We start from the raw sequence: 19297 nt of genomic DNA, 5'->3' as shown, positions 1-19297 counted from the left end.
AGAGGAAAGAGCCCTCACCCGCGCCGTCGGCGCGACCTCTCCCGCACGCGGGAGAGGTGGGCTCGCGGCACTGTCCGTTGCTCATACACACTCCCGAGAGGAAGAAGGTGCGCTGCCTCCCCCGCTTGCGGGGGAGGGCTGGGGAGAGGGTGTCTCCGCAGAGGGACTCCCCCAGAGGAGAGAACCCTCACCCGGCGCTTCGCGCCGACCTCTCCCGCGAGCGGGAGAGGCGGAGACCGCGGCGCCGTCCATTGCTCCTAACAGGCTCCGGGCTCGCTCAGACCGCGTCCGCCCGCAGCAGCGTGTCCACGGTGATGGTGCCGCGGGCGCGGGAGACGCAGGCACAGATCTTCTGGTTGCCGTGCTTCTGGTGGTCGCTGAAGAAGACGTCGCGATGGTCGATCTCGCCGTCGACCTCGACCACGTCGATGGCGCACAGGCCGCATTCGCCGCGCCTGCAGTCGAACATCACGTCATGGCCGCTGGCGTTGAGCACGTCCAGCATCGAGCGCTCGCGCGGGATTTCCAGCTCGATGTTCGAGTCCTTCAATCGCACGCGAAACGTTTCGGTCGGCAGCGTGCCGCTGGAGCCGAAGGTCTCGTAGCGGAGATCGGGGAGCGCATGGCCGGCGCCGATCCAGGCATGGCGCGCGGCGTCCAGCAGCCGCATCGGGCCGCAGAACAGGGCCAGCGTTGCTTGCGGCAGTGAAGCGAACAGCGCGTCGAGATCGAGCCGCCTGCCTTCGTCGCTCGCGTGGACGACGAGGCGATCGCCAAGCATCGCGGCGAGCTCGTCGAGATAGGCGGCCTCCCGGCGCGAGCGCACCGCATAGTGCAGCACGACATCCGGCCGGCGGCGCGCCAGCGCCTGCGCCGCGCCGAGGATCGGGGTGATGCCGATGCCGCCGGCGATCAGGCAATAGTTCTGCCGCGTCCAGTCCACGGCGAGCAGCGAGGCGGGCTGGGTGATGTCGAGCCGCGCGCCCGGCTGCAAGGACCACATGTAGCGCGAACCGCCGCGGGAATCCTCGGCGCGGCGCACCGCAATCCTGAAGCCGTGCGAAGAGGCCTCGCCGACCAGCGAATAGGACCGCGTCTCCGGCTGACCGTCGATGGTCACGCTGACATTGATGTGGCTGCCGACCGGATAGGCCGTGACGTCGAGCTGATCCGGCCTGATCAGGAATTCGCGGATGCCGGGCGCAAGGTCGCGGGTCGAGACGAGCGTTGCAGGAATCCAGGTTTCGATGAAGCGCATGGTGACTGCCCTCAATCGGTTGCGGTCTTGATCAGCGCGAGCGCCGGCAAGAGGTCGAGATGGGTCCGGTTGCGCAGCGCGAGCCGCAGGTTTCGCACCGCGAGCCGGGCATGCTCGCGCATGATGGCCTCGGCGCGCGCGCCTTCGCGGTTCTCGATGGCGTCGATCACGACGCGATGGTGCTCCTGCCCGATGATCAGGATCTGCTGCGCCTCCGGCAGCGCCGACTGCGCCATCACGAAGCCGCTCGGGGACGCAAACGGCAGCGCCGAGGCGCGGTCGATCTGGCGGATCAGCGGCGGACTGCGCGACAGTTCCGTGAGCACGGCGTGGAAGCGCGCGTTCAACGTGACATAGGACGAGAAGGCATCGACCGAGATCGGCACCTGCCGCAGAAGCTCGTCGATCGCCGCAAGACATTCCTTCAGCGGCTCCAGCTCGCGCGCGGAGACGCCGCGTTCGGCCGCGAAGCGCGCAGCCAAGCCTTCCAGCGTGCCGCGCAGCTCGATGGAGTCGGAAATGTCGCGCTCCGAAAACGCCTTCACCATGAAGCCGCCGGAGGGAATCGCCTCCAGGAGGCCCTCCTCCTCCAGCCGCACCAGCGCCATGCGCACCGGCGTGCGCGAGGCGCCGGTGGTCTCCACCGCCTGAAGCTCGGAGATGCGCTCGCCCGGGCGCAAGGCCCCCGACAGGATCTGGTCGCGCAGCGCGAGCTGCGCCTTCACGGTCTGCGAGACGGAGCGGTCGACCTCGCGCTCGGCCATGTCCCCTACTCCGCGGCCTGGAGGTGTTGCGGTGCATTCTCCCTGGCAATCATCTTGTCGATCAGCTTGCGCGACCACATCGCGCCGGCGTCGATGTTGAGATTGTAGAAGATGCGATCGGGGTTCTCGTCCATCGCCCGCTGCTGCGCTTCCAGAATCAGCTCGTCCTCTCGGAAGATGCCGGAGACGCCCTCGCGGATCTCGGTGGTGATGCGCTGCTCGCCGAGGCGGTAGTTGCGGACGAACGCCCAGAAATAATGGCAGGTCTTCTCGGTCTCCGGCGTGATGGTGTTGAGCACGAAGCCGTTGACGCCCTGCGAGCGGTCGCCTTCCGGCGCACCGGTGCCGGCCGGCGCCACGCCGACGTCGATCGCGATGGTGCACGGAGCCTCGAAACGGATGATCTGCCAGCGATCGACGAGCCCGGGCTTGCCGAGCTGCTTGGCCCAGAACGGCGGCGGCTCGATGCCTCGCATCCAGCGCGTCACCGTCACCGTCTTCTCGCCATGGGTGACGTCGAACGGCGCTTCGGCGACCGCCTCGTTGCCGATCGAGGAGCCGTGCACGAAGGTCTCGTGGGTGAGGTCCATGAGATTGTCGAGCACGAGCCGATAGTCGCAATTGACGTGAATGGTCTTGCCGTCGCCCGCCCAGGCCGGATCGTGATTCCAGTGCATGTCCGGCACCAGCGTGGGATCGGCCAGCGCGGGATCGCCCATCCAGAGCCAGATGTAGCGGTGACGCTCGACCACGGGATAGGCGCGCACGCAGGCCGACGGATTGATGGTCTCCTGCGAAGGCATGAAGGTGCAGCGCCCCTGCGCATTGAACTTCAGGCCGTGATAGCCGCAGACGACGGTGTCGCCCTCGAGGCGGCCCTTGGACAGCGGCACCAGGCGATGCCAGCAGGCATCCTCCAGCGCGGCCACCGCGCCATCGGCCTTCCGATACATCACGACATGCTTGCCGCAGATCGTCCGCGGCAGCAGCGCCGCCTTCACCTCGGCGTCCCAGGCGGCGGCGTACCAGGCGTTCATGGGGAAGGGCTTTGTCATCGGTCTCGCTCCCACGGCTTATGTATGCGTTATGTATACAGTAACTGAGGAAAGAGATCATTCAAGATAAAAATGTGATTACTATGATACCTGTTTCGAATTGAATGTATACAGAACTGACGTAGAGGATAGAGGCCCCGTCATGGCCGGGCTTGTCCCGGCCATCCACGCGCTGCCGCTCGGCACGTAGAACGTGGATGCCCGGGACAAGCCCGGGCATGACGACCTATAGAGACGTGATTGTCCGCAGCTCCGGGCGCCCTACGCCCCGAACACCTTCTTCAGCCCGGCCTGGGCCTCTTCCTGAATCTTCTTCAGATGCTCGGTGCTGCGGAAGCTTTCGGCGTAGATCTTGTAGACGTCCTCGGTGCCGGACGGCCGCGCGGCGAACCAGCCATAGTCGGTCTCCACCTTGATGCCGCCGAACGGCTGGCCGTTGCCGGGTGCCTTGCTCAGTGTCGCGCGAACCGGATCGCCGGCGAGATCCTTCAGGCCGAGTTGCTCGGGCCTGACGGACTTCAGGATGTTCTTCTGCGGCCCGGTCGCGGCGACGTCGATGCGCGCGTAATGGGGCATGCCGAACTCGGCAGTGAGGTCGCCAAAGATCTGGCTGGGATCGCGACCGGTCTTCGCCATGATCTCGGCAGCTAACAGGCCGAGGATGATGCCGTCCTTGTCGGTGGTCCAGACCGCGCCGTCGCGGCGCAGGAACGAGGCGCCTGCACTCTCCTCGCCGCCGAAGCCGAAGCCGCCGGTGAGGAGCCCGTCGACGAACCATTTGAAGCCGACCGGCGTCTCCACCAGCTTGCGGCCGAGCTTCCTGGCGACGCGATCGATGATCGAGCTCGACACCACCGTCTTGCCGATCGCGGCATCCTTGCCCCAGTGTGGGCGGTGCGCGAACAGATAGGAGATCGCGGTCGCCAGGTAATGGTTCGGATTCATCAGGCCGCCGGTGCGCGTGACGATGCCGTGACGATCGGCATCGGTGTCGTTGGCAAACGCGACGTCGAAGCGGTCGCGCATCGCGATCAGGCTCGCCATCGCGTAAGGCGAGGAGCAATCCATGCGGATCTTGCCGTCCCAGTCCACCGTCATGAAGCGGAAGGTGGGGTCGATCGCCTCGTTCACCACCGTGGCCTTCAGACCGTAGCGCTCGATGATCGGATGCCAGTAATGCACGGCGGCACCGCCGAGCGGATCGATGCCGATGCTGACGCCGGCGGATTTGACGAGGTCGAGATCGACGACATTGCCGAGATCGGCGACGTAAGGGGTGATGAAGTCGTAGGCGTGGACGTTCGCGGACTTGCGCGCCTTGGCATAGTCGATGCGCTTCACGCCCTTCAGGCCGTCGGCCAGGTACGCGTTGGCGCGCTTCTCGACCACGCCCGTGACGTCGGTATCAGCGGGGCCGCCATGCGGCGGATTGTATTTGTAGCCGCCGTCCTCCGGCGGATTGTGCGAGGGGGTGATGACGATGCCGTCGGCGAGGCCGCTGGCGCGGCCCTTGTTGTAGGTGAGGATGGCGTGCGAGATGACGGGCGTCGGCGTGTAGCCGCCGTTCTTGTCGATCATGACATCGACGCCGTTGGCGGCGAACACTTCGATGGCGCTGACGAGCGCCGGCTCGGCCAGCGCGTGGGTGTCGATGCCGATGAAGAGCGGACCCGTCAGCCCCTTTTCTCGTCTGTAGTCACAAATGGCCTGCGTGGTCGCGAGGATGTGTCCTTCGTTGAACGTGTTCTTGAACGAGGTGCCGCGATGGCCCGACGTGCCGAACGCCACGCGCTGCGCCGGATCCGATGCATCGGGCTTGCCTGCGAAGTAGGCCGTCACCAGCCGCGGAATATTGGTGAGCGCGTCCGGCGAGGCCTGCTTGCCCGCCGCGGGATGAACATCAGCCACTGAAATATCCTCGTCCTGTCGTCACGGAAATAGCGGGACACCATAGCATCGGCCGCGCCCCCGCCAAGGCCACAACACGCGCGATTGGGAAGGCGTTCCTTGGGGCGTGATGGTGGCGGACGCCCGGTCACGGATCAGGGCGCCCGCGCGGCAGTGACCGCGCGCCAATGGCCGGTTTGTTAACTCCGGAGCTCTATGACAAACCCATGCTGCGGGATCAGGCACACTTCAGTCTGGGCGCGACGTGGAGACACGTGGCGGTCGTGCTGCTGTTGTCGGCCCCGATCGGCGCACATGCGAGCGACGGCGATATCGACGGGCCGCACACGACGTCGACGATCTCCAGCGCCGGGACCGAGCTCGGCGCCGGCGAAACGCCGTCATCCCGGACCATGATCCGGAAGATCATCGAGAGAGAAACCGCAAAGACCAATTTGCCGGCCGATATCGCCGAAGCGGTCGTCTTCGTCGAAAGCGGCTATAATCCGGCGGTCGTCGGCAGCGTTGGCGAAATCGGCGTGATGCAGGTGCGGCCCGAGACGGCGGCGATGCTGGGATTCCGCGGAAGCAATGCGGAACTCGCAGAATTGGACGTCAATATCCATTACGGGGTGCTTTATCTCAGCCGGGCCTGGCACTTGGCGGGCGGGGACCTCTGCCGCGCCCTGATGAAGTACCGGGCAGGTCACGGCGAAGAAGAGATGACCGCGCGGTCGCAGGTCTATTGCAATCGAGCCCGTAACCGTCTCCTCGCCATGAACGCGATGCCGGCAGGGACCGCAGCTGCGGCTGCTCCCGATGCGGCGCCCCCGCTCGCTGCTGCGGCTCCGGCAAAACCGGCGAGCCGCCCGAAGATGCCGGTGCAGCCCAAAACGGTCTATGCCCGCTATCGTCAGGGCACCGCGGCCGCCAGCCGCGCCTATTGGGCCGCGCACGAGGCCCGGATCAGCCAAATCAAGGCGCGCATCGGATCCAGATGGAAGCGCGTCGCATCGCGCTGACGGCGAGCCGGCTTGCCCCGCCGCGAGCTCCCCATCTACTGTGTGTCGCAAGAGTCCGCACCTGGGAGGTGGCGCCATGGAGGTCGTACTGCTGGGCACCGGTGGCCCGCGCCCGGACCCGCGCCGGATGGCGACGACCACGCTGATCAGGCTCGGCGACGAGAACATCCTGTTCGACGCAGGCCGCGGCGTCGTGGTGCAGCTCAGCAAGGCCGGCGTGCCGCTCGGCGCCATCAACACGGTCTTTCTCACGCACCATCACTTCGACCACATCGGCGACCTCTATGATGTGATGCTCAATTCATGGATGCACGGGCGCAAGGACGAGCTCCGTATCTATGGACCGCCGGATACCGAGCGGCTCGTCAGCACGCTGATCACGCAGGTTTACGACAAGGACATCACATGGAGGGATAAGGGCGAGCCCACCTTCGGCGGCTGGAAGCCTGTCGTCGCAACGGACATCGTACCGGGTCCTGTTCTCGACACCGGTCGATGGAAGATCAGTGCCGAGCCGGTCTCGCACGGTGACGGCCTCGACATGCCGCCGGCCTTCCTCGCGCGCTGGATGTGTCTCGGCTACCGCTTCGAAGCGGAGGGCAAGGTCGTTGCGATTTCCGGCGACACCGTCCCCTGCCCCGGGCTCGAGCGACTGGCTGAGGGAGCCGACCTGCTCGTCCAGTGCTGCTTCCTCGCAACGCCCGAGATCAACAACGAGCACCTCCGCCGGCTTGCCAAATACACGATCGCCTGCGGCGACACGGTCGGCAAGATCGCGGCCAAGGCCGGCGTCAGGAAGCTGGCGCTGACCCATCACCGGCCGCGCACCGACGACACCATGCTGAAGGCGCTGCTTGACGATGTGCGGCAGGACTATTCGGGTCCCGTCGTGCTCGGCGAGGATCTCACGCGCATCGAGGTCTGAGGCCCGTCGATCAGCCCGCCCTCCGGCCTCAGGACGATCCGACCTCGATCCGGAACGACAGTTGCTCTTGCGCCTCCGGCGCAATGTGCATCAGGCCCGGCTTGTCGGCGAACTCGCCGTCGAAGCCGGCGGGACTGGCATGGCCGCGCCACGGCTCGATGCAGAGGAACGGCGCACCTGACGGTTTCGACCAGACGCCGAGCTCGCGGAAGCCGCGCCAAGACATTTCCAACCACGGCCCGGTCGATGCACCCTGCCCCGCGGCATAGCGGACCGACGTGCTCTCGATCCGGTCGAAGATGATGGCGTCGTCGGTGAACAGGGAGTCGGACAGAGGAAGCGAGTTGCCCTTGACCGGGCTCGGCTCCGCTGCAAGCCGCAGCAGTCCACCATCGAGACGACGGACGGGAGACGACTCCGCGCGCGCGAAAGTCAGCGCATAACTCTCCTTTGCCAGGCCGGGCCGGAGCGGCCAATTGAAGGCGGGATGACCACCGAGCGACGCCGGCAATGTTTCCTTGCCGGTGTTGGCAATCGTGAGCGTCAGGTCGAGGCCGGTGTCATCGATGGCATAGGCGGCCGCGAGCCGGAACGCGAACGGATAGAGCGCGCGCGTCGCCTCGCTGTCATCGAGCACCAGGGTGCAGCGGCTCTCGCGGCGTTCCGCCCATGCAAAGCGGCTGTCGCGGGCAAAGCCGTGCTGGGTCATCCGATACGTCTTGCCCCGGTGCCGCAATTCGTCGTTGGCGAGGCGCCCGACGATCGGAAACAGCAGCGGCGCGTGACGCGGCCATTCCAGCCCCGCCTGCCAAACGAATTCGATGCCGCTGTCGTCCCTCAGCGAGCACAGCTCGGCACCGTGCGCCTTGATGGTTGCCGTGAGGGAGCCGCTGCGGAGAGAGTAGGTATCGTCACTCATGCCTGACGTCTACACCCCCAACCCACCCGCAGCAAGGCAGCGCCGATCATGCAACTCGAACGTTTTGGCGCCGATCGAGCGCTACGTCATATTTCCGTACCCAACGATTGCTCTGTTGGCTCAATCACCGTCTGTCTCCCCGAGGCCGATCCGACCTGAAGCCGATGAAATCCCGTGGTAGCCAATTGAAGTTCTTCATCAACGGCCGCTTTCTGTCGCAAAAGCTCACCGGCGTTCAGCGTTATGCCGCTGAAATGGTCAAGGCGATCGACGTGCTCCTGGCGTCGGAGCAGACTCCTGCCTCGCTGCGCAACGCCGAGTGGCAGTTGCTGACACCAGCGGATGCAAGCGAGACCCTTCATCTCGATCGGATCAAGATTCGCGCGGTCGGCCGGTTGCATGGGCACGCTTGGGATCAGATCGATCTCGCTCGCGCCGCGGCCGGAGGCCGCTTGATCAGTCTGGCCAATTCCGGCCCCGTCTTCCATCGCGACCACATCGTCGTGCTCCACGACGCCCAGGTCTTTCGCAGACCCGACTTCTTCAACTGGCGCTACTTGACCGTTCATCGCACGATGGGGCGGCTGCTCGCCCGCCACGCAGCCATCGCGACGGTGTCGGCATTTTCCCGCAGAGAACTTGCCGAGGTGCTGAATCTATCGGCACCGAACATTCCCATCTTCCCCAACAGCGCCGAACACTTCGCCGCTACGAAGCCCGACCCCGGCATCCTTGCGCGACTGGGCATTCAACCGCAGAAATTCTTCCTGTTCGTGGGCTCGAAGACCAAGAACAAGAATCTCGCCGTTGCGATCCGCGCCGTCCAATTGCTCGACCGGGCCGACGTTCCACTGGTCATCGTCGGAGGCGATAACAGCAAGGTCTTTCAAGACAATTCGGGCGAAGGGGTTTCCGGCCTGCTGCTTGCAGGGCGTCTGACGGACAGCGAGATTGCAGCTCTCTATGCGCATGCATCGGCATTCGTGTTTCCCTCGCTCTACGAGGGGTTCGGCGTGCCGCCGCTCGAAGCCATGATCTTCGGCTGTCCGGTCATCGCCTCGATGGCTGACGCCGTCGTGGAGACATGCGGTGACGCGGCTGCGTATTTTCGCGCCACCGATGCCGACGCGCTGAAGCAGCTGATGCTCGAAAGACTGGCAATCGGCGCGATCTCGGACCAGGAACGCATGCGGCAGCAGGATCGCCTTGCCTTCTATTCGTGGAAGAAGTCGGCGAAGGCGCTGCTCGATCACCTCGAACGACCGGCGCACATCGCCAGCGCTGCTTGAAGCTCGGCGCAACTCGCCTATTGCGCGCAATGGTTCTTGCACAAACCGTTTGCAACTCGCGGCTCCTTGCATGGTTCCATCAGAAACTTTTTTCGCTCTTGCAGCGATCGCGGCGCAACAACACCACATCGCTGCCCCAATATCGCTACGGATTCGAGGAACTGTTCCGCCAGCAGTGAAGCTCAGAACGAGGATGCACGATGTCCGGCTCTCCGACGCAGCCTTATGCAAGACAGACGATGAAAGTGCTGCACGTCGCCGAGACGATTCGTGGCGGGATTGCAAGCTACCTGAATGAGTTACATCCACAGCAACAGGCGAGCTTCGGCGCCGAGAACGTGCACTATGTCGTTCCCTCGGATCATCGTCGCGATCTCGCCGCCGTCGATGACAACCAGATTACGACGTTCGAGCGATCCGGCCGCAGCATCGCCGGGCTATTGCAGATGCTGCGCGCAAGCATGCAGGCGCTGGATGCCTTCAGACCGGACGTGGTGCACCTGCATTCCTCGTTTGCGGGCCTCGTGCTCCGGCCCGCGCTGGCGGCCCGCTCGGGCGGACCGCGCGTCGTCTATTGTCCGCACGGCTGGGCGTTCTCGCGCGAGACCGGCCGCCTCAGTCACGTGGTGACAAAGGCGGCGGAGAACCTTCTCGCGCGCACGTCGGACCGAATCATCTGCATCTCCGGCGACGAGTTCAACGAGGCGGTCCGCGCGGGAATTCCCGCCGACCGCCTCACCGTCGTCCACAATGGCATCTCGAAGAGCCGCACGCTGCAGCCCGTTGCGGCGGAATGGACTTCCAAGAAGGTCAAGGTCCTCTTCATCGGTCGTCTGGACCGGCAGAAGGGCTTTGATCTCCTGATCGAAGCGGCTCGCTCGCTCGAGGATGTCCTCGACGTCCGCATGATCGGCGCCTCCGTCGTCAACAAATACGAAGGCCCGGCCGTCCCCTCCAACGTGTCCCTGCTGGGCTGGCTGGACCGCCCAACCATCGAGACCCAGCTCGAGGCCGCCGACCTCGTCGTGATCCCATCACGATGGGAAGCCTTTGGCCTCGTTGCCCTGGAGGCGATGCGCGCGGCCAAGCCCATTCTGGCGTTCCGCAGCGGCGCATTGCCCGAGATCGTCGTCGATGGCGTCACCGGCGTGCTGTGCGAGCCCGTCGCCGTTCAGCCGCTCGTCGACGGTTTCCGGCGGGCACTGGATCTCGATCTCAAGGTGCTGGGGCAGCGCGGCTACGACCGGTTCAAGCAGCTGTATGACGTTCAGAAGACGCATGGACAATTGCAGCAGATCTATGTCGAGCTCCTTCAGGACGACCGGACGCCGATCGCAGCGAAGGCGGGGCTGCAATCGGATCTCTCAAAGTGACGATCAACATGCACGCTTGCCCTCGCAGATGCCGGAGATCGCGATGGCGATCCACCAAGCCGGGTTTGGTGTCACCGCCGGTGTATCGCGCGTGAGCATGACCTAGACCATGACACGCCCACGCACCTTGATTCGCGACAGTGTCCGCCTCGCGGCCTTCATCTCGTCCATTCTCCTGTCGGTCCCGGCCTGCGCTCAGCACGCTCAACCGCTCGATGCCCGATTCCTGCTGGGTGTCGGCACCCATCAGGGGCTGGGCGGGCCGGTGAGCGCGCGCGGGTACGTGCCTGCAGAGAACATCGCCCAGATCAAGCAACTCGGCCTCAACTCCTTCCGCGACGACTTCCCCTGGTCCGATTTCGAAACGGCAGGACGGCGGATGGGCTTCACGCCCAGACTCGGCAGGCTGGAGGCGCAGGTCAGATCCGGCGTCGCGCGCCCGCTCCTGATCCTTGCGTTCGGCCATCATCTCGTTCCGAATTCCTCACCACCGACGACCGATGAAGCCCGGCAGCGGTTTGCCGATTATGCTGCGGCCGCGGCGCAATCGGTTGTGGCGCAACACCCGCTCTTCGAGCTCTGGAACGAATGGAACCTGGCGGCAAAGAAAGATGCCGCGTTCTCACCGGAAAACTATCTGGCGCTCGCGGAGATCGCACGCCCGGCGGTCAAGCGGGTTGCGCCGAATGCGCCCTTCCTGGTCGGGGCGCTCGGCGATGATCCGGGCTGGACATGGACCGAGAAGATGCTGCGAACCGGCATTCTTCAGTACGCGGACGGGGCTTCGATCCATCTCTACAATTTCTGCATGGGCCCAAGCAAACGCACCTCCGCCGAGATCATCGATCGGCTCACCGCGTTCCATCGGCTCGTCGGTCAGGCGAGCGGAAACGCTGACTTCCCGATCTACGTCACCGAGACCGGGTGGACCACGGCCACCAACAAATGCGGCGTCAACGAACAGGCCCAGGCCGACAATACGGCACAGCTCATCCTGTGGGCGTCGACCGCGGCACGCTGGCTCAAGGGCATGTGGCTCTATGAGCTCAAGGACAGCGGAAGGAATCCATCGGAGCTGGAGGACAATTTCGGCCTCTACCGTTTCGACAATACGCCAAAGCCCGTCGCCTGTGCGGCCCAGGGCGCCTGGGCTTTCATTCGCTCCAGCCTGAGTGCCGAGCGACGAGAACTCGCCAGCGGCGTCGTGTCGATCAATGCGTCAACGGCGTCTGGCGGCAGAATTGCAGTCTGGTCCGAGGCCCCGGACCGACGTTACGAAATCCGGCTCAAGGACGATCAGGAAGGAGCAACTTTTGCGATGCCGTGCGATTCGGCGGCAAGACCGGCGTCCAGGGCCTGGATTCCGGTTTCGAGCACACCGGTTCTTATTGCAGTCAACAACGGTGCCATTCCCGCCCTGGAGATACGGCCGGCGCGGTAGGCGTGAATTTGCAAACACGAGGTTACGCGATGAAAGTTCTTTTGACGTCCACGCTTTATCCGACACCTCAGGCACCAAAGATCGTTGGCGGTGCGGAGATCTTCGCGCGACGTTTCGCCGAAGGCCTGGTGCAGCGCGGAGACGAGGTCGAGGTGATACGGGCCGCACCGGCGCCCCAGCAGGCTCGCGAATCCTGCAACGGCATCAACATCTATTCCGCGCCGGTGCAGAACATCTATCTGCCTTTCACCGAACAGAAAAACGTCGCGCTGCGCAGCATCTGGCACGCGGTCGACGACTGGCAGATGCAGGCGCCCCTGATCGCGGAACGAGTCCGGGCCTTCAAGCCGGACGTACTGCACTCCAACAATCTGTCGGGTCTCACCACCGCGATCTGGCGCGTTGCCGCCCAGCTCGGCGTGCCGGTGCTCCATACGCTTCACGACTATTATCTGACCTGTCCGCGCTGCTCGCGTTTCGACAAGGGACGGTCTTGCGAGCGCACTTGCACGAGCTGCGGAATTTTGAGCTATCATCGCAAGCGCGCCACGCATTGGCTCAGTGCCGTGGTCGGCGTGAGCGAGCGCGTCCTGTCCATTCATACGGACATGGGCATGTTCACCGAGACGCCGATCCGTACCGTGATCCGCAACGCCTCGACCGAGCCGCCACGTGAGCCCTATCCTCGTCCGATCTGCACCACTGAAGTAACGTTCGGGTTCATAGGCCGCCTCACGGAGGAAAAGGGCATCGACAACCTCATGCGCGCTCTTGCTCTGCTGCCGCGCGATCGCATCCGCATGATGATCGCCGGTCGAGTCAGCGACGAGGAGCAAGGACGCCTCCGGAACATCTCGGGGGATGCGCGAATAGAGTTCATGGGCTTCGTGGCGCCGGACGATTTCTACAAGCAGGTCGATGTGGTGGTCGCGCCGTCCATCTGGCACGACCCCGGTCCACTCGTCGTCGCAGACGCCAAGGCGGCTGGCAGGCCGCTGCTCGGAACGCCCTTTGGCGGCATGCCCGAGGTCATCGAGCACGGCGTGACGGGCTGGCTGACCGAAGCCGATCCGCAATCCCTGGCCGACAGCATGCTCGCAATCGCGGCGGATCCGCACAAGATCGACGAGATCAGCCGGCGCCTCATCGCGGATACCAACAAATGGGTATTTGCCGACGTGCTGTCTTCATACAAGAACCTGTATGAGCAATTGCGCGAGCAGCGGATGTCGCGCTTGCACGCAGCAACGGCCGACGCGCCGCTGGGACGGGCCGTCGGCAAGGAGCGCCTCATTCCGAGATGACACGCCTCCTGGCGATGGCGGGCTACGTCTATCAAAGCGCCGCGGCGATCATCCTGATCTTCGCGATCAGTCATCTGTTGCCCGCCGCCGACTACACCAATTTTTCCCTGGCACTGGCCTCGAGCCAATTGCTCTGCGTCCTGATGTTCGAGTGGCTGCAGCTCGCCGGACTGCGCTTTCTGGCGGCAGCGAAGGAGAACGAAGCGGCTCGGTTGAGGTGGTCGCTCCTTGCGGCGGGCCTGTCGAGTGCGGGCGCGCTTGTCGTTGTCGGGAGCTGCGCATCCCTGGCCAGCGTGCTCCCGACAGGGATCGTCGCCCTGGGCCTCGGCATATCCGTGCTTCAGGGCTTGACGGATCTCTATTTCCTGTCGGTCCGTTTGTCTGATCGGTTGGGCATCGCGTCCTTTCTTCTTGCGTTTCGTGCCACCGCCCTTCTGACCGCGGCCGCCGCTGGCGCGGCGATCTCAGGAACGGCCGAAGCGGCGCTGCTCGGCGTTGCCGCCGGCCACACGCTGGGCCTCCTCGCCGGGCTGGTGGCCTATCGCACCCCCCTGGAGCGCGCTTCGCTGCGAACGATGCTCGCCGACTGGAAGGATTTCTCCCGCTACGGCATGCTCGCCGCGGGCGCGTCGGTCATCCATTTGTCTGTGCCGGTGCTGCTCCGTGTCATCGTCATCGGCCGGCTGGGTGCGACGGGGGCTGGCGCCGGATTTTCGATCGCGCTCGACCTGCTGCAACGTCCCTTCTGGGTCCTCAATGCGGCGATCCACACCGTGAGCTATCCCGAAGTGGTCAACGATTTCGAGCACGGGACCGGCACAAAATCAGTGCAATCTGCACGCCGCATGTTCGAGTTCATGATCTGCACGACCCTCGTGCTGCTCGGCGGATTGGTCGGCTTCATTCCAGACGCCGCTCGTATCCTGGTGCCCCGCGAGAGCCTGGATGGATTCCTGGAGACGGCGCCGGCGATTGCCGCCTTTTACTTCCTGCATACCCATTTGCAGGCGACGATAGCCGTTGTCCCCCACCTCGAGAAGCTGGCGACCAGGCTGGTCCTGGTCGCCACCGGGCAGCTCGCCCTCGTTGTCGCCCTCTCCCTGGTCGCAGTGTCGGCCGGCCTGTCGCCGCGAGCGGCGGTGGGCTGTGCTTCGCTGGCCACCCTCGCAACGATTCTGGTCGCACTCGGTCCTACGCTGCGGTTTGAGGCATTCCCGCGCTGGTCTTTGGTCATGCAGGCGCTGGTGGCCGCAATCCTGATCGGATCGCTCGGTTCGATGCCGACGGAGCCTGCGGCATGGCTCGCCGGCAAGATCATGATCGCCGCGCTCGCAACGGCGATCATCGCATGGCGCGGGGACTTTCTCATGCTGGCTCGCCGCGGCTGATCCGCCGCACGCGCAAGTCTGCCAAATCAGATCCGATTTCCGAGACGGAACCGGCCTCCCCGCCAGCTGCCGCAGCGGATGTGCGCCATCACCGAGCCATCACAACCCTTCCCGAGCATTTCACATACTTTAATCGCCCATAGAAACGGCATCTGCAAACGTTCTGTGCAGGGGGGTGCACGAAAGAGCGGATGACACTCCGTAGGATTGCGGACGCGGCACAGCCCCTTGCCGACATCACGCACTGCAAGCGTGCAGCGTCGCTCCGTTCCCGACCCGTCGAATGGATTCAATCGGCAGCCTGCGCACACATTCAGCAGTTGAGATCGACAAAATTCTTGAAAGCGCCTTTCTCACGCCATCCTGCTCCGGCATCGCAATCAACGTTATGCTGCAACAGAGCGAATCTGTTCCTGCACAAGGAACCCGTTTCGCTAGCTATTGCAGCTTTGTTTTTATCTGAAATTCACACTCGACAGAGAAGCTTGAACGCAAATCCCTGCGAGCAATTTGGTTCGCGCTGAAATCGAGTGTGCAATGTCTGAGCAAACAATCCTCTCCGCCAGCGGCTTCATCAACTCCATCGGCGTCAACACACATGCCGGCTTCGGGTGGACCGGCTACAACAATCTCGCGCTGATGGTCGACGATTTGGAATATCTCGGCGTCACCCATCTCCGCGACGCGATGGGAACCAGCCCGGCTGCGCAACCGGTGGTCGAGGGGCTCGCCGCTGCCGGTTACAAGTTCGACTTCCTCGTATCGTCCGCCCTGCCCCAGATGGGTACGACCGGGCTTCAGAAGTATATCGCGTCGCTCGAGAAGTTCGTGGCGAGCCATCCGGGCAGCATCAGCGCCATCGAGGGTCTCAACGAGGCCAATCACCAGCCCTTCAGCTACAACGGCAGCTCCAGCCTCACCGCCGCGGCCCAGTTCCAGGGCGCGCTCTATCAGGCCGTCAATGCCAACGCCGCGCTCGGCAGCATCCCCGTCTACAATCTGTCACTGGCCTACAACGATCCCCAGGGCTACAGCCAGCTCGGCGACATGTCGGGCTCGGTCGACTTCGCCAATGCGCATGCCTATGTCAGCACCAGCCTGACCACCAGCAGCTCAATCTCGGCAACGCTGAGCGCCGTCATGACCGCGGCACCGGGAAAGCCGGTCGTCATCACGGAAACCGGCTACACCACGCAGACCAACACCCAGTATCTCGGCGTCAACGAGACGGTGCAGGCCAAATCGATCCTGAACACACTGGTCGATGCCTACAAGGCCGGTGTCAGCGCGACCTATCTCTACGAGCTGTTCGACCGCGACTCGTCCGCGGGCAACACCAATCCCGAAGCCAACTTCGGATTGTTCAACTCCGACGGAACGCCCAAGCTCGCCGCGACGGCGATTCACAACCTGACGACCATCCTGGCCGACGACGGCAAGGGCGGCCTGCAGCCGACTGATCCATTGAACTACACCCTGAGCAACATGCCGGCCACAGGCAACAGCATGGTGCTCGGCAAGAGCAATGGCGCCTACGAGCTCGTCGTCTGGGCCGAGCCGAAGCTCTGGAACGACGCTACCGACACCGAGGTAACCAACAGCGCCCAGACGGTCACGGTGAATCTCGGCGGCGTGCATCATACGGTGAAGGTCTACGACACGCTGACGGGAACCACGGCGATCGCCAGCTACACCGACGTCAGCACCATCACGATTCCGGTCAGCGATCACCCGTTGATCATCGAGATCGACGCGCCTCCGACCACGCCGACTCCGCCTGACACCCGGGCCAGCGTCAGCGGCACGGCTGCCGAGATCGTGCCGCAACTGTCCGACCTGAGCGAGTCGACGGCGCTGCAGACCATCACGTTGACGGATTCGCACGTCCTGCCGGTCGCCTCGAAAGCGACGATGGACTACATCATTGCCCATTACGGCAGCGCGCTGTCCAAGATCCAGGGCGGATATTCGTTCTCCGTGACGAATACGGCCGCGACCTGGACCAACACGAAGACTTACGACGCGAGCGGAAAGCTGCTGTCGAGGTCCGACACCGGCCTCAATTCAAGCGGACAGCCGACCTCGACCACCGTCGTCTACACCGATGGTTCCCAGGACCTGATCAGCTACACCAACGGTGTGAAGACGAAGTTCGTCCATGTCGGCACCGACGCAACCAGGACCACCGACACCTACAACACGGCCGGAACCCTCCTGAGCGAGATCGTGCAGAAGTCGGACGGCTACTACTCCACCACGCTCTACACGAACGGCGTGAAGACCGCCGCCTACGTCAAGAACGCCGATGGTTCGCAGGACAATTATTCCTACAACGTCATCGGAAAGAGCTTTACCACACAGGTTCAGCACCTTGACGCCTCGGGGAAGGTCACCTCGGTCACTCGCAGCCATGCCGACGGCTCTTTGGATTCGACCCAGGTCTACAACAGCGACGGCAGCAGCGTGATCACGTTGTACAGCGCCACGGGCGTCAAGCTGGTCGCGACCAGCTATCATGCCGACAAGAGCAAGGATGTCTGGACCTACAACATCAAGGGCCAGACCTATACGACCGAGCACGACGTCTACGATGCGACCGGATTCCTCACGACCCTGACTCGCCTGCATGCCGATGGCAGCCTGGCCTTCAAGCTGATGCAGACCGCGGACGGCACCAAGACGACCAATTGGTACAATGCCGCCGGCAGCCTCACCAGCGAGGTGGTTCAAAAGGCCGACGGTTTCACCTCGACGACCCTCTACAGCAACGGCATCAAGACCAAGGCCTATATCAAGAACGCCGACGGCAGTCAGGACAATTACGCCTATGGCATCACCGGCCAGAGCTACGCCACGCTGATCCAGCACGTCGATCCCTCCGGCAACGTCACGGCCGTGACCCGCAAGCATGCCGACGGCACGCTCGACTATACCCAGGTCATCAATGCCGACGGCAGCAGCGTCGTCACCAACTACGACGCCGCAGGCGTGCGAACCAAACAGACCGACTATCACGCCGACGGCAGCAAGGACGTCTTTCTCTTCAACATCACCGGTCAGAACTACACGACCGAGCACGACGTCTACGATGAGACCGGCTTCCTCACCACGCTGATCCGCAAGCACGCCGACGGCAGCATGGCGTTCAAGCTGGTGCAGAGCAAGGACGGGATCAAGACAACTGACTGGTACGATGCCAAAGGCGTTCTCACCAGCGAAGTGCTCGAGAAGCCGAGCGGCTACAGCTCGACCACGGTCTACGCCAATGGCGTGAAGAGCGCGGCTTACATCATCAACGCCGACCTGAGCCACGACAACTACAGCTACAACATCGTGGGCCAGAGCTATACCACGCAGCACCAGCACATCGATCCGGCCGGCCGGACGACCGAGGTAACCCGTTGGCATGCCGACGGCTCGCTCGACTATACCGAGGTCGTCGGCAACGACGGCAGCAGAGTAGTGACCAACTACGACGCCTCCGGCATCAAGAAGACAGAGACCGACTATCACGCCGACGGCTCGAGAGATGTCCATCTCTTCAACGTCGTCGGTCAGAACTACACGACGGAGCACGACACTTACGATTCCACCGGCTTCCTCACCCACATCGTGCGCACACACGCCGACAACAGCCTGGCATTCACGTTGACGCAGAGCGCCGACGGCACCAAGACCTCCGATTGGTACGACGCGAAGGGTGTCATCACCAGCGAGGTGACGACCAAGAGCGATGGCTACAACTCCACGACCGTCTATACCGCCGGCGTGAAGACCGCGGCCTATATCAAGAACGCCGACGGGACGTCGGACAATTGGAACTACAACGTCACCGGGCAGTCTTACACAACCCAGCACCAGCACTTCGATGCCTCGGGCAAGCTGGTCGAGCTCACCCGGACCCATGCCGACGGCACGCTGGACTATACCCAGGTCATCCACGACGACGGCAGCAAGCTGACCGACATCTATAACAGCGCCGGCGTCAAGACTCAGGAGATCGCCAACAACGCCGACGGTTCGAAGGACGTCTTCCTGTTCAACTTCAACGGACAGACCGGTACGACGCAGCACGAGAGCTACAACAGCGCCAACACGCTGCAGTTCTTCGACCAGACCAAGACCGACGGCACCCACAACGTCACGGCCGTCGCTGCCGGCGTGACGATCCAGGGCGGAGCCGGCAACGACGTGTTCTCGGCCGCGCCGAATTCGACCACCATCGCCTACGATCACGGCCAGGACCAGATCCTCAACTTCCAGGCCGGCGACGGCACAACTCACGACGTGATCCAGATCTCGAAGCTGCTGGCGGCGGACTACAGTCACCTGCAGATGACGCAGTCCGGCACGAATGCGCTCATCACGTTCTCGGCCGAAGACTCGATCCTTCTCAAGAACATCTATGTCAGCAGCCTGACGAGCCACGACTTCGTATTCGTCTAAAGTCGCGGCAGATTGGCATCTATCGAGGCAGCGTGGGATGGGGGAATCCCCGTCCCACGCACAGCAAGCGGCCGATGCGCCTACAATAGGCAAGGACCGCCTTCGGCCTACTCACCTGATACAGCCGCACCGACCCCGGCTCGTTCAAGCCCATCAGCACTGCACATGATTGGCGGTGGTTGCGAACTTGCGTCACAATTGCTGTCTAGAAGAGACCTTCTTGTTG

Annotated in this window: 14 protein-coding genes; 9 read left to right on the top strand and 5 right to left on the bottom strand. The window is 63.7% G+C overall.

Features of this window, described 5'->3' with window-relative positions; all coding sequences use genetic code 11:
- Positions 1-277: 277 nt before the first annotated feature.
- From ABIA42_RS03780 to pgm, 4 genes are all read right to left on the bottom strand, one after another.
- On the bottom strand, positions 278-1258 hold the full coding sequence (locus ABIA42_RS03780; RefSeq protein ID WP_370115415.1) for a 2Fe-2S iron-sulfur cluster-binding protein: 981 nt from the start codon (positions 1256-1258) through the stop codon (positions 278-280).
- A gap of 11 nt (positions 1259-1269) precedes the next feature.
- Positions 1270-2022, bottom strand: a complete 753-nt coding sequence (locus ABIA42_RS03775) for a GntR family transcriptional regulator (RefSeq protein WP_061028707.1) — start codon at positions 2020-2022, stop codon at positions 1270-1272.
- Positions 2023-2027: 5 nt separating this feature from the next.
- Positions 2028-3077 (bottom strand): Rieske 2Fe-2S domain-containing protein, encoded by a 1050-nt coding sequence (locus tag ABIA42_RS03770; RefSeq protein ID WP_370115418.1) that lies wholly within the window; start codon positions 3075-3077, stop codon positions 2028-2030.
- A 261-nt stretch (positions 3078-3338) separates the two neighbouring features.
- A complete protein-coding gene (gene pgm / locus ABIA42_RS03765; RefSeq protein WP_370115421.1) occupies positions 3339-4985 on the bottom strand; it encodes a phosphoglucomutase (alpha-D-glucose-1,6-bisphosphate-dependent) in 1647 nt (548 codons plus the stop codon).
- Positions 4986-5239: 254 nt separating this feature from the next.
- Here pgm and ABIA42_RS03760 point away from each other — a divergent pair, with 254 nt between their 5' ends.
- Together ABIA42_RS03760 and ABIA42_RS03755 are read left to right on the top strand one after the other, a co-directional pair.
- Positions 5240-5986: a lytic transglycosylase domain-containing protein gene (locus tag ABIA42_RS03760; protein ID WP_370115423.1), complete on the top strand. Its 747-nt coding sequence runs from the start codon at positions 5240-5242 to the stop codon at positions 5984-5986.
- A 76-nt stretch (positions 5987-6062) separates the two neighbouring features.
- On the top strand, positions 6063-6911 hold the full coding sequence (locus ABIA42_RS03755; protein WP_271526742.1) for an MBL fold metallo-hydrolase: 849 nt from the start codon (positions 6063-6065) through the stop codon (positions 6909-6911).
- 28 nt (positions 6912-6939) lie between these two features.
- Here the strand turns inward: ABIA42_RS03755 and ABIA42_RS03750 are convergent, their stop codons facing one another.
- Positions 6940-7830: an aldose 1-epimerase family protein gene (locus ABIA42_RS03750; protein WP_271526743.1), complete on the bottom strand. Its 891-nt coding sequence runs from the start codon at positions 7828-7830 to the stop codon at positions 6940-6942.
- A 185-nt stretch (positions 7831-8015) separates the two neighbouring features.
- On the opposite strand from ABIA42_RS03750, the gene ABIA42_RS03745 reads away from it, so the two are divergent.
- From ABIA42_RS03745 to ABIA42_RS03715, 7 genes are all read left to right on the top strand, one after another.
- The gene (locus ABIA42_RS03745) at positions 8016-9119 is read left to right on the top strand and encodes a glycosyltransferase family 1 protein (protein ID WP_271526964.1); all 1104 of its coding nucleotides are present in this window, start codon (positions 8016-8018) and stop codon (positions 9117-9119) included.
- 239 nt (positions 9120-9358) lie between these two features.
- Complete coding sequence (locus tag ABIA42_RS03740; protein ID WP_370115426.1) at positions 9359-10492, top strand: glycosyltransferase; 1134 nt, start codon at positions 9359-9361, stop codon at positions 10490-10492.
- A 109-nt stretch (positions 10493-10601) separates the two neighbouring features.
- Positions 10602-11933 carry a hypothetical protein gene (locus ABIA42_RS03735; RefSeq protein ID WP_370115428.1) on the top strand — a complete coding sequence of 444 codons (1332 nt, stop codon included), beginning with the start codon at positions 10602-10604 and terminating at the stop codon, positions 11931-11933.
- A gap of 29 nt (positions 11934-11962) precedes the next feature.
- Positions 11963-13237, top strand: coding sequence for a glycosyltransferase family 4 protein (locus ABIA42_RS03730; protein WP_370115431.1), 1275 nt, complete (start codon positions 11963-11965; stop codon positions 13235-13237).
- Positions 13234-14625 (top strand): hypothetical protein, encoded by a 1392-nt coding sequence (locus ABIA42_RS03725; protein WP_370115433.1) that lies wholly within the window; start codon positions 13234-13236, stop codon positions 14623-14625. The genes ABIA42_RS03730 and ABIA42_RS03725 overlap by 4 nt, the downstream gene beginning before the upstream one ends.
- Before the next feature lie 283 nt (positions 14626-14908).
- The gene (locus ABIA42_RS03720; RefSeq protein WP_271526748.1) at positions 14909-15088 is read left to right on the top strand and encodes a hypothetical protein; all 180 of its coding nucleotides are present in this window, start codon (positions 14909-14911) and stop codon (positions 15086-15088) included.
- A 74-nt stretch (positions 15089-15162) separates the two neighbouring features.
- Positions 15163-19071 carry an RHS repeat protein gene (locus ABIA42_RS03715; protein ID WP_370115435.1) on the top strand — a complete coding sequence of 1303 codons (3909 nt, stop codon included), beginning with the start codon at positions 15163-15165 and terminating at the stop codon, positions 19069-19071.
- Positions 19072-19297 lie beyond the last annotated feature (226 nt).

The sequence above is a fragment of the Bradyrhizobium sp. USDA 327 genome, from assembly GCF_041262065.1.
GTDB lineage: Bacteria > Pseudomonadota > Alphaproteobacteria > Rhizobiales > Xanthobacteraceae > Bradyrhizobium > Bradyrhizobium liaoningense.
The sequence above is the reverse complement of the archived record's forward strand: the minus strand, read 5'-3'. Positions and strand labels throughout refer to the sequence as shown.

What these genes read in the sequence shown, in the direction of transcription:
- ABIA42_RS03780 (WP_370115415.1), bottom strand. Translation starts at nt 1,258, where the DNA reads ATGCGCTTCATCGAAACCTGGATTCCTGCAACGCTCGTCTCGACCCGC.
- ABIA42_RS03775 (WP_061028707.1), bottom strand. Translation starts at nt 2,022, where the DNA reads ATGGCCGAGCGCGAGGTCGACCGCTCCGTCTCGCAGACCGTGAAGGCG.
- ABIA42_RS03770 (WP_370115418.1), bottom strand. Translation starts at nt 3,077, where the DNA reads ATGACAAAGCCCTTCCCCATGAACGCCTGGTACGCCGCCGCCTGGGAC.
- ABIA42_RS03755 (WP_271526742.1), top strand. Translation starts at nt 6,063, where the DNA reads ATGGAGGTCGTACTGCTGGGCACCGGTGGCCCGCGCCCGGACCCGCGC.
- ABIA42_RS03750 (WP_271526743.1), bottom strand. Translation starts at nt 7,830, where the DNA reads ATGAGTGACGATACCTACTCTCTCCGCAGCGGCTCCCTCACGGCAACC.
- ABIA42_RS03740 (WP_370115426.1), top strand. Translation starts at nt 9,359, where the DNA reads ATGAAAGTGCTGCACGTCGCCGAGACGATTCGTGGCGGGATTGCAAGC.
- ABIA42_RS03735 (WP_370115428.1), top strand. Translation starts at nt 10,602, where the DNA reads ATGACACGCCCACGCACCTTGATTCGCGACAGTGTCCGCCTCGCGGCC.
- ABIA42_RS03730 (WP_370115431.1), top strand. Translation starts at nt 11,963, where the DNA reads ATGAAAGTTCTTTTGACGTCCACGCTTTATCCGACACCTCAGGCACCA.
- ABIA42_RS03725 (WP_370115433.1), top strand. Translation starts at nt 13,234, where the DNA reads ATGACACGCCTCCTGGCGATGGCGGGCTACGTCTATCAAAGCGCCGCG.
- ABIA42_RS03720 (WP_271526748.1), top strand. Translation starts at nt 14,909, where the DNA reads ATGGATTCAATCGGCAGCCTGCGCACACATTCAGCAGTTGAGATCGAC.
- ABIA42_RS03715 (WP_370115435.1), top strand. Translation starts at nt 15,163, where the DNA reads ATGTCTGAGCAAACAATCCTCTCCGCCAGCGGCTTCATCAACTCCATC.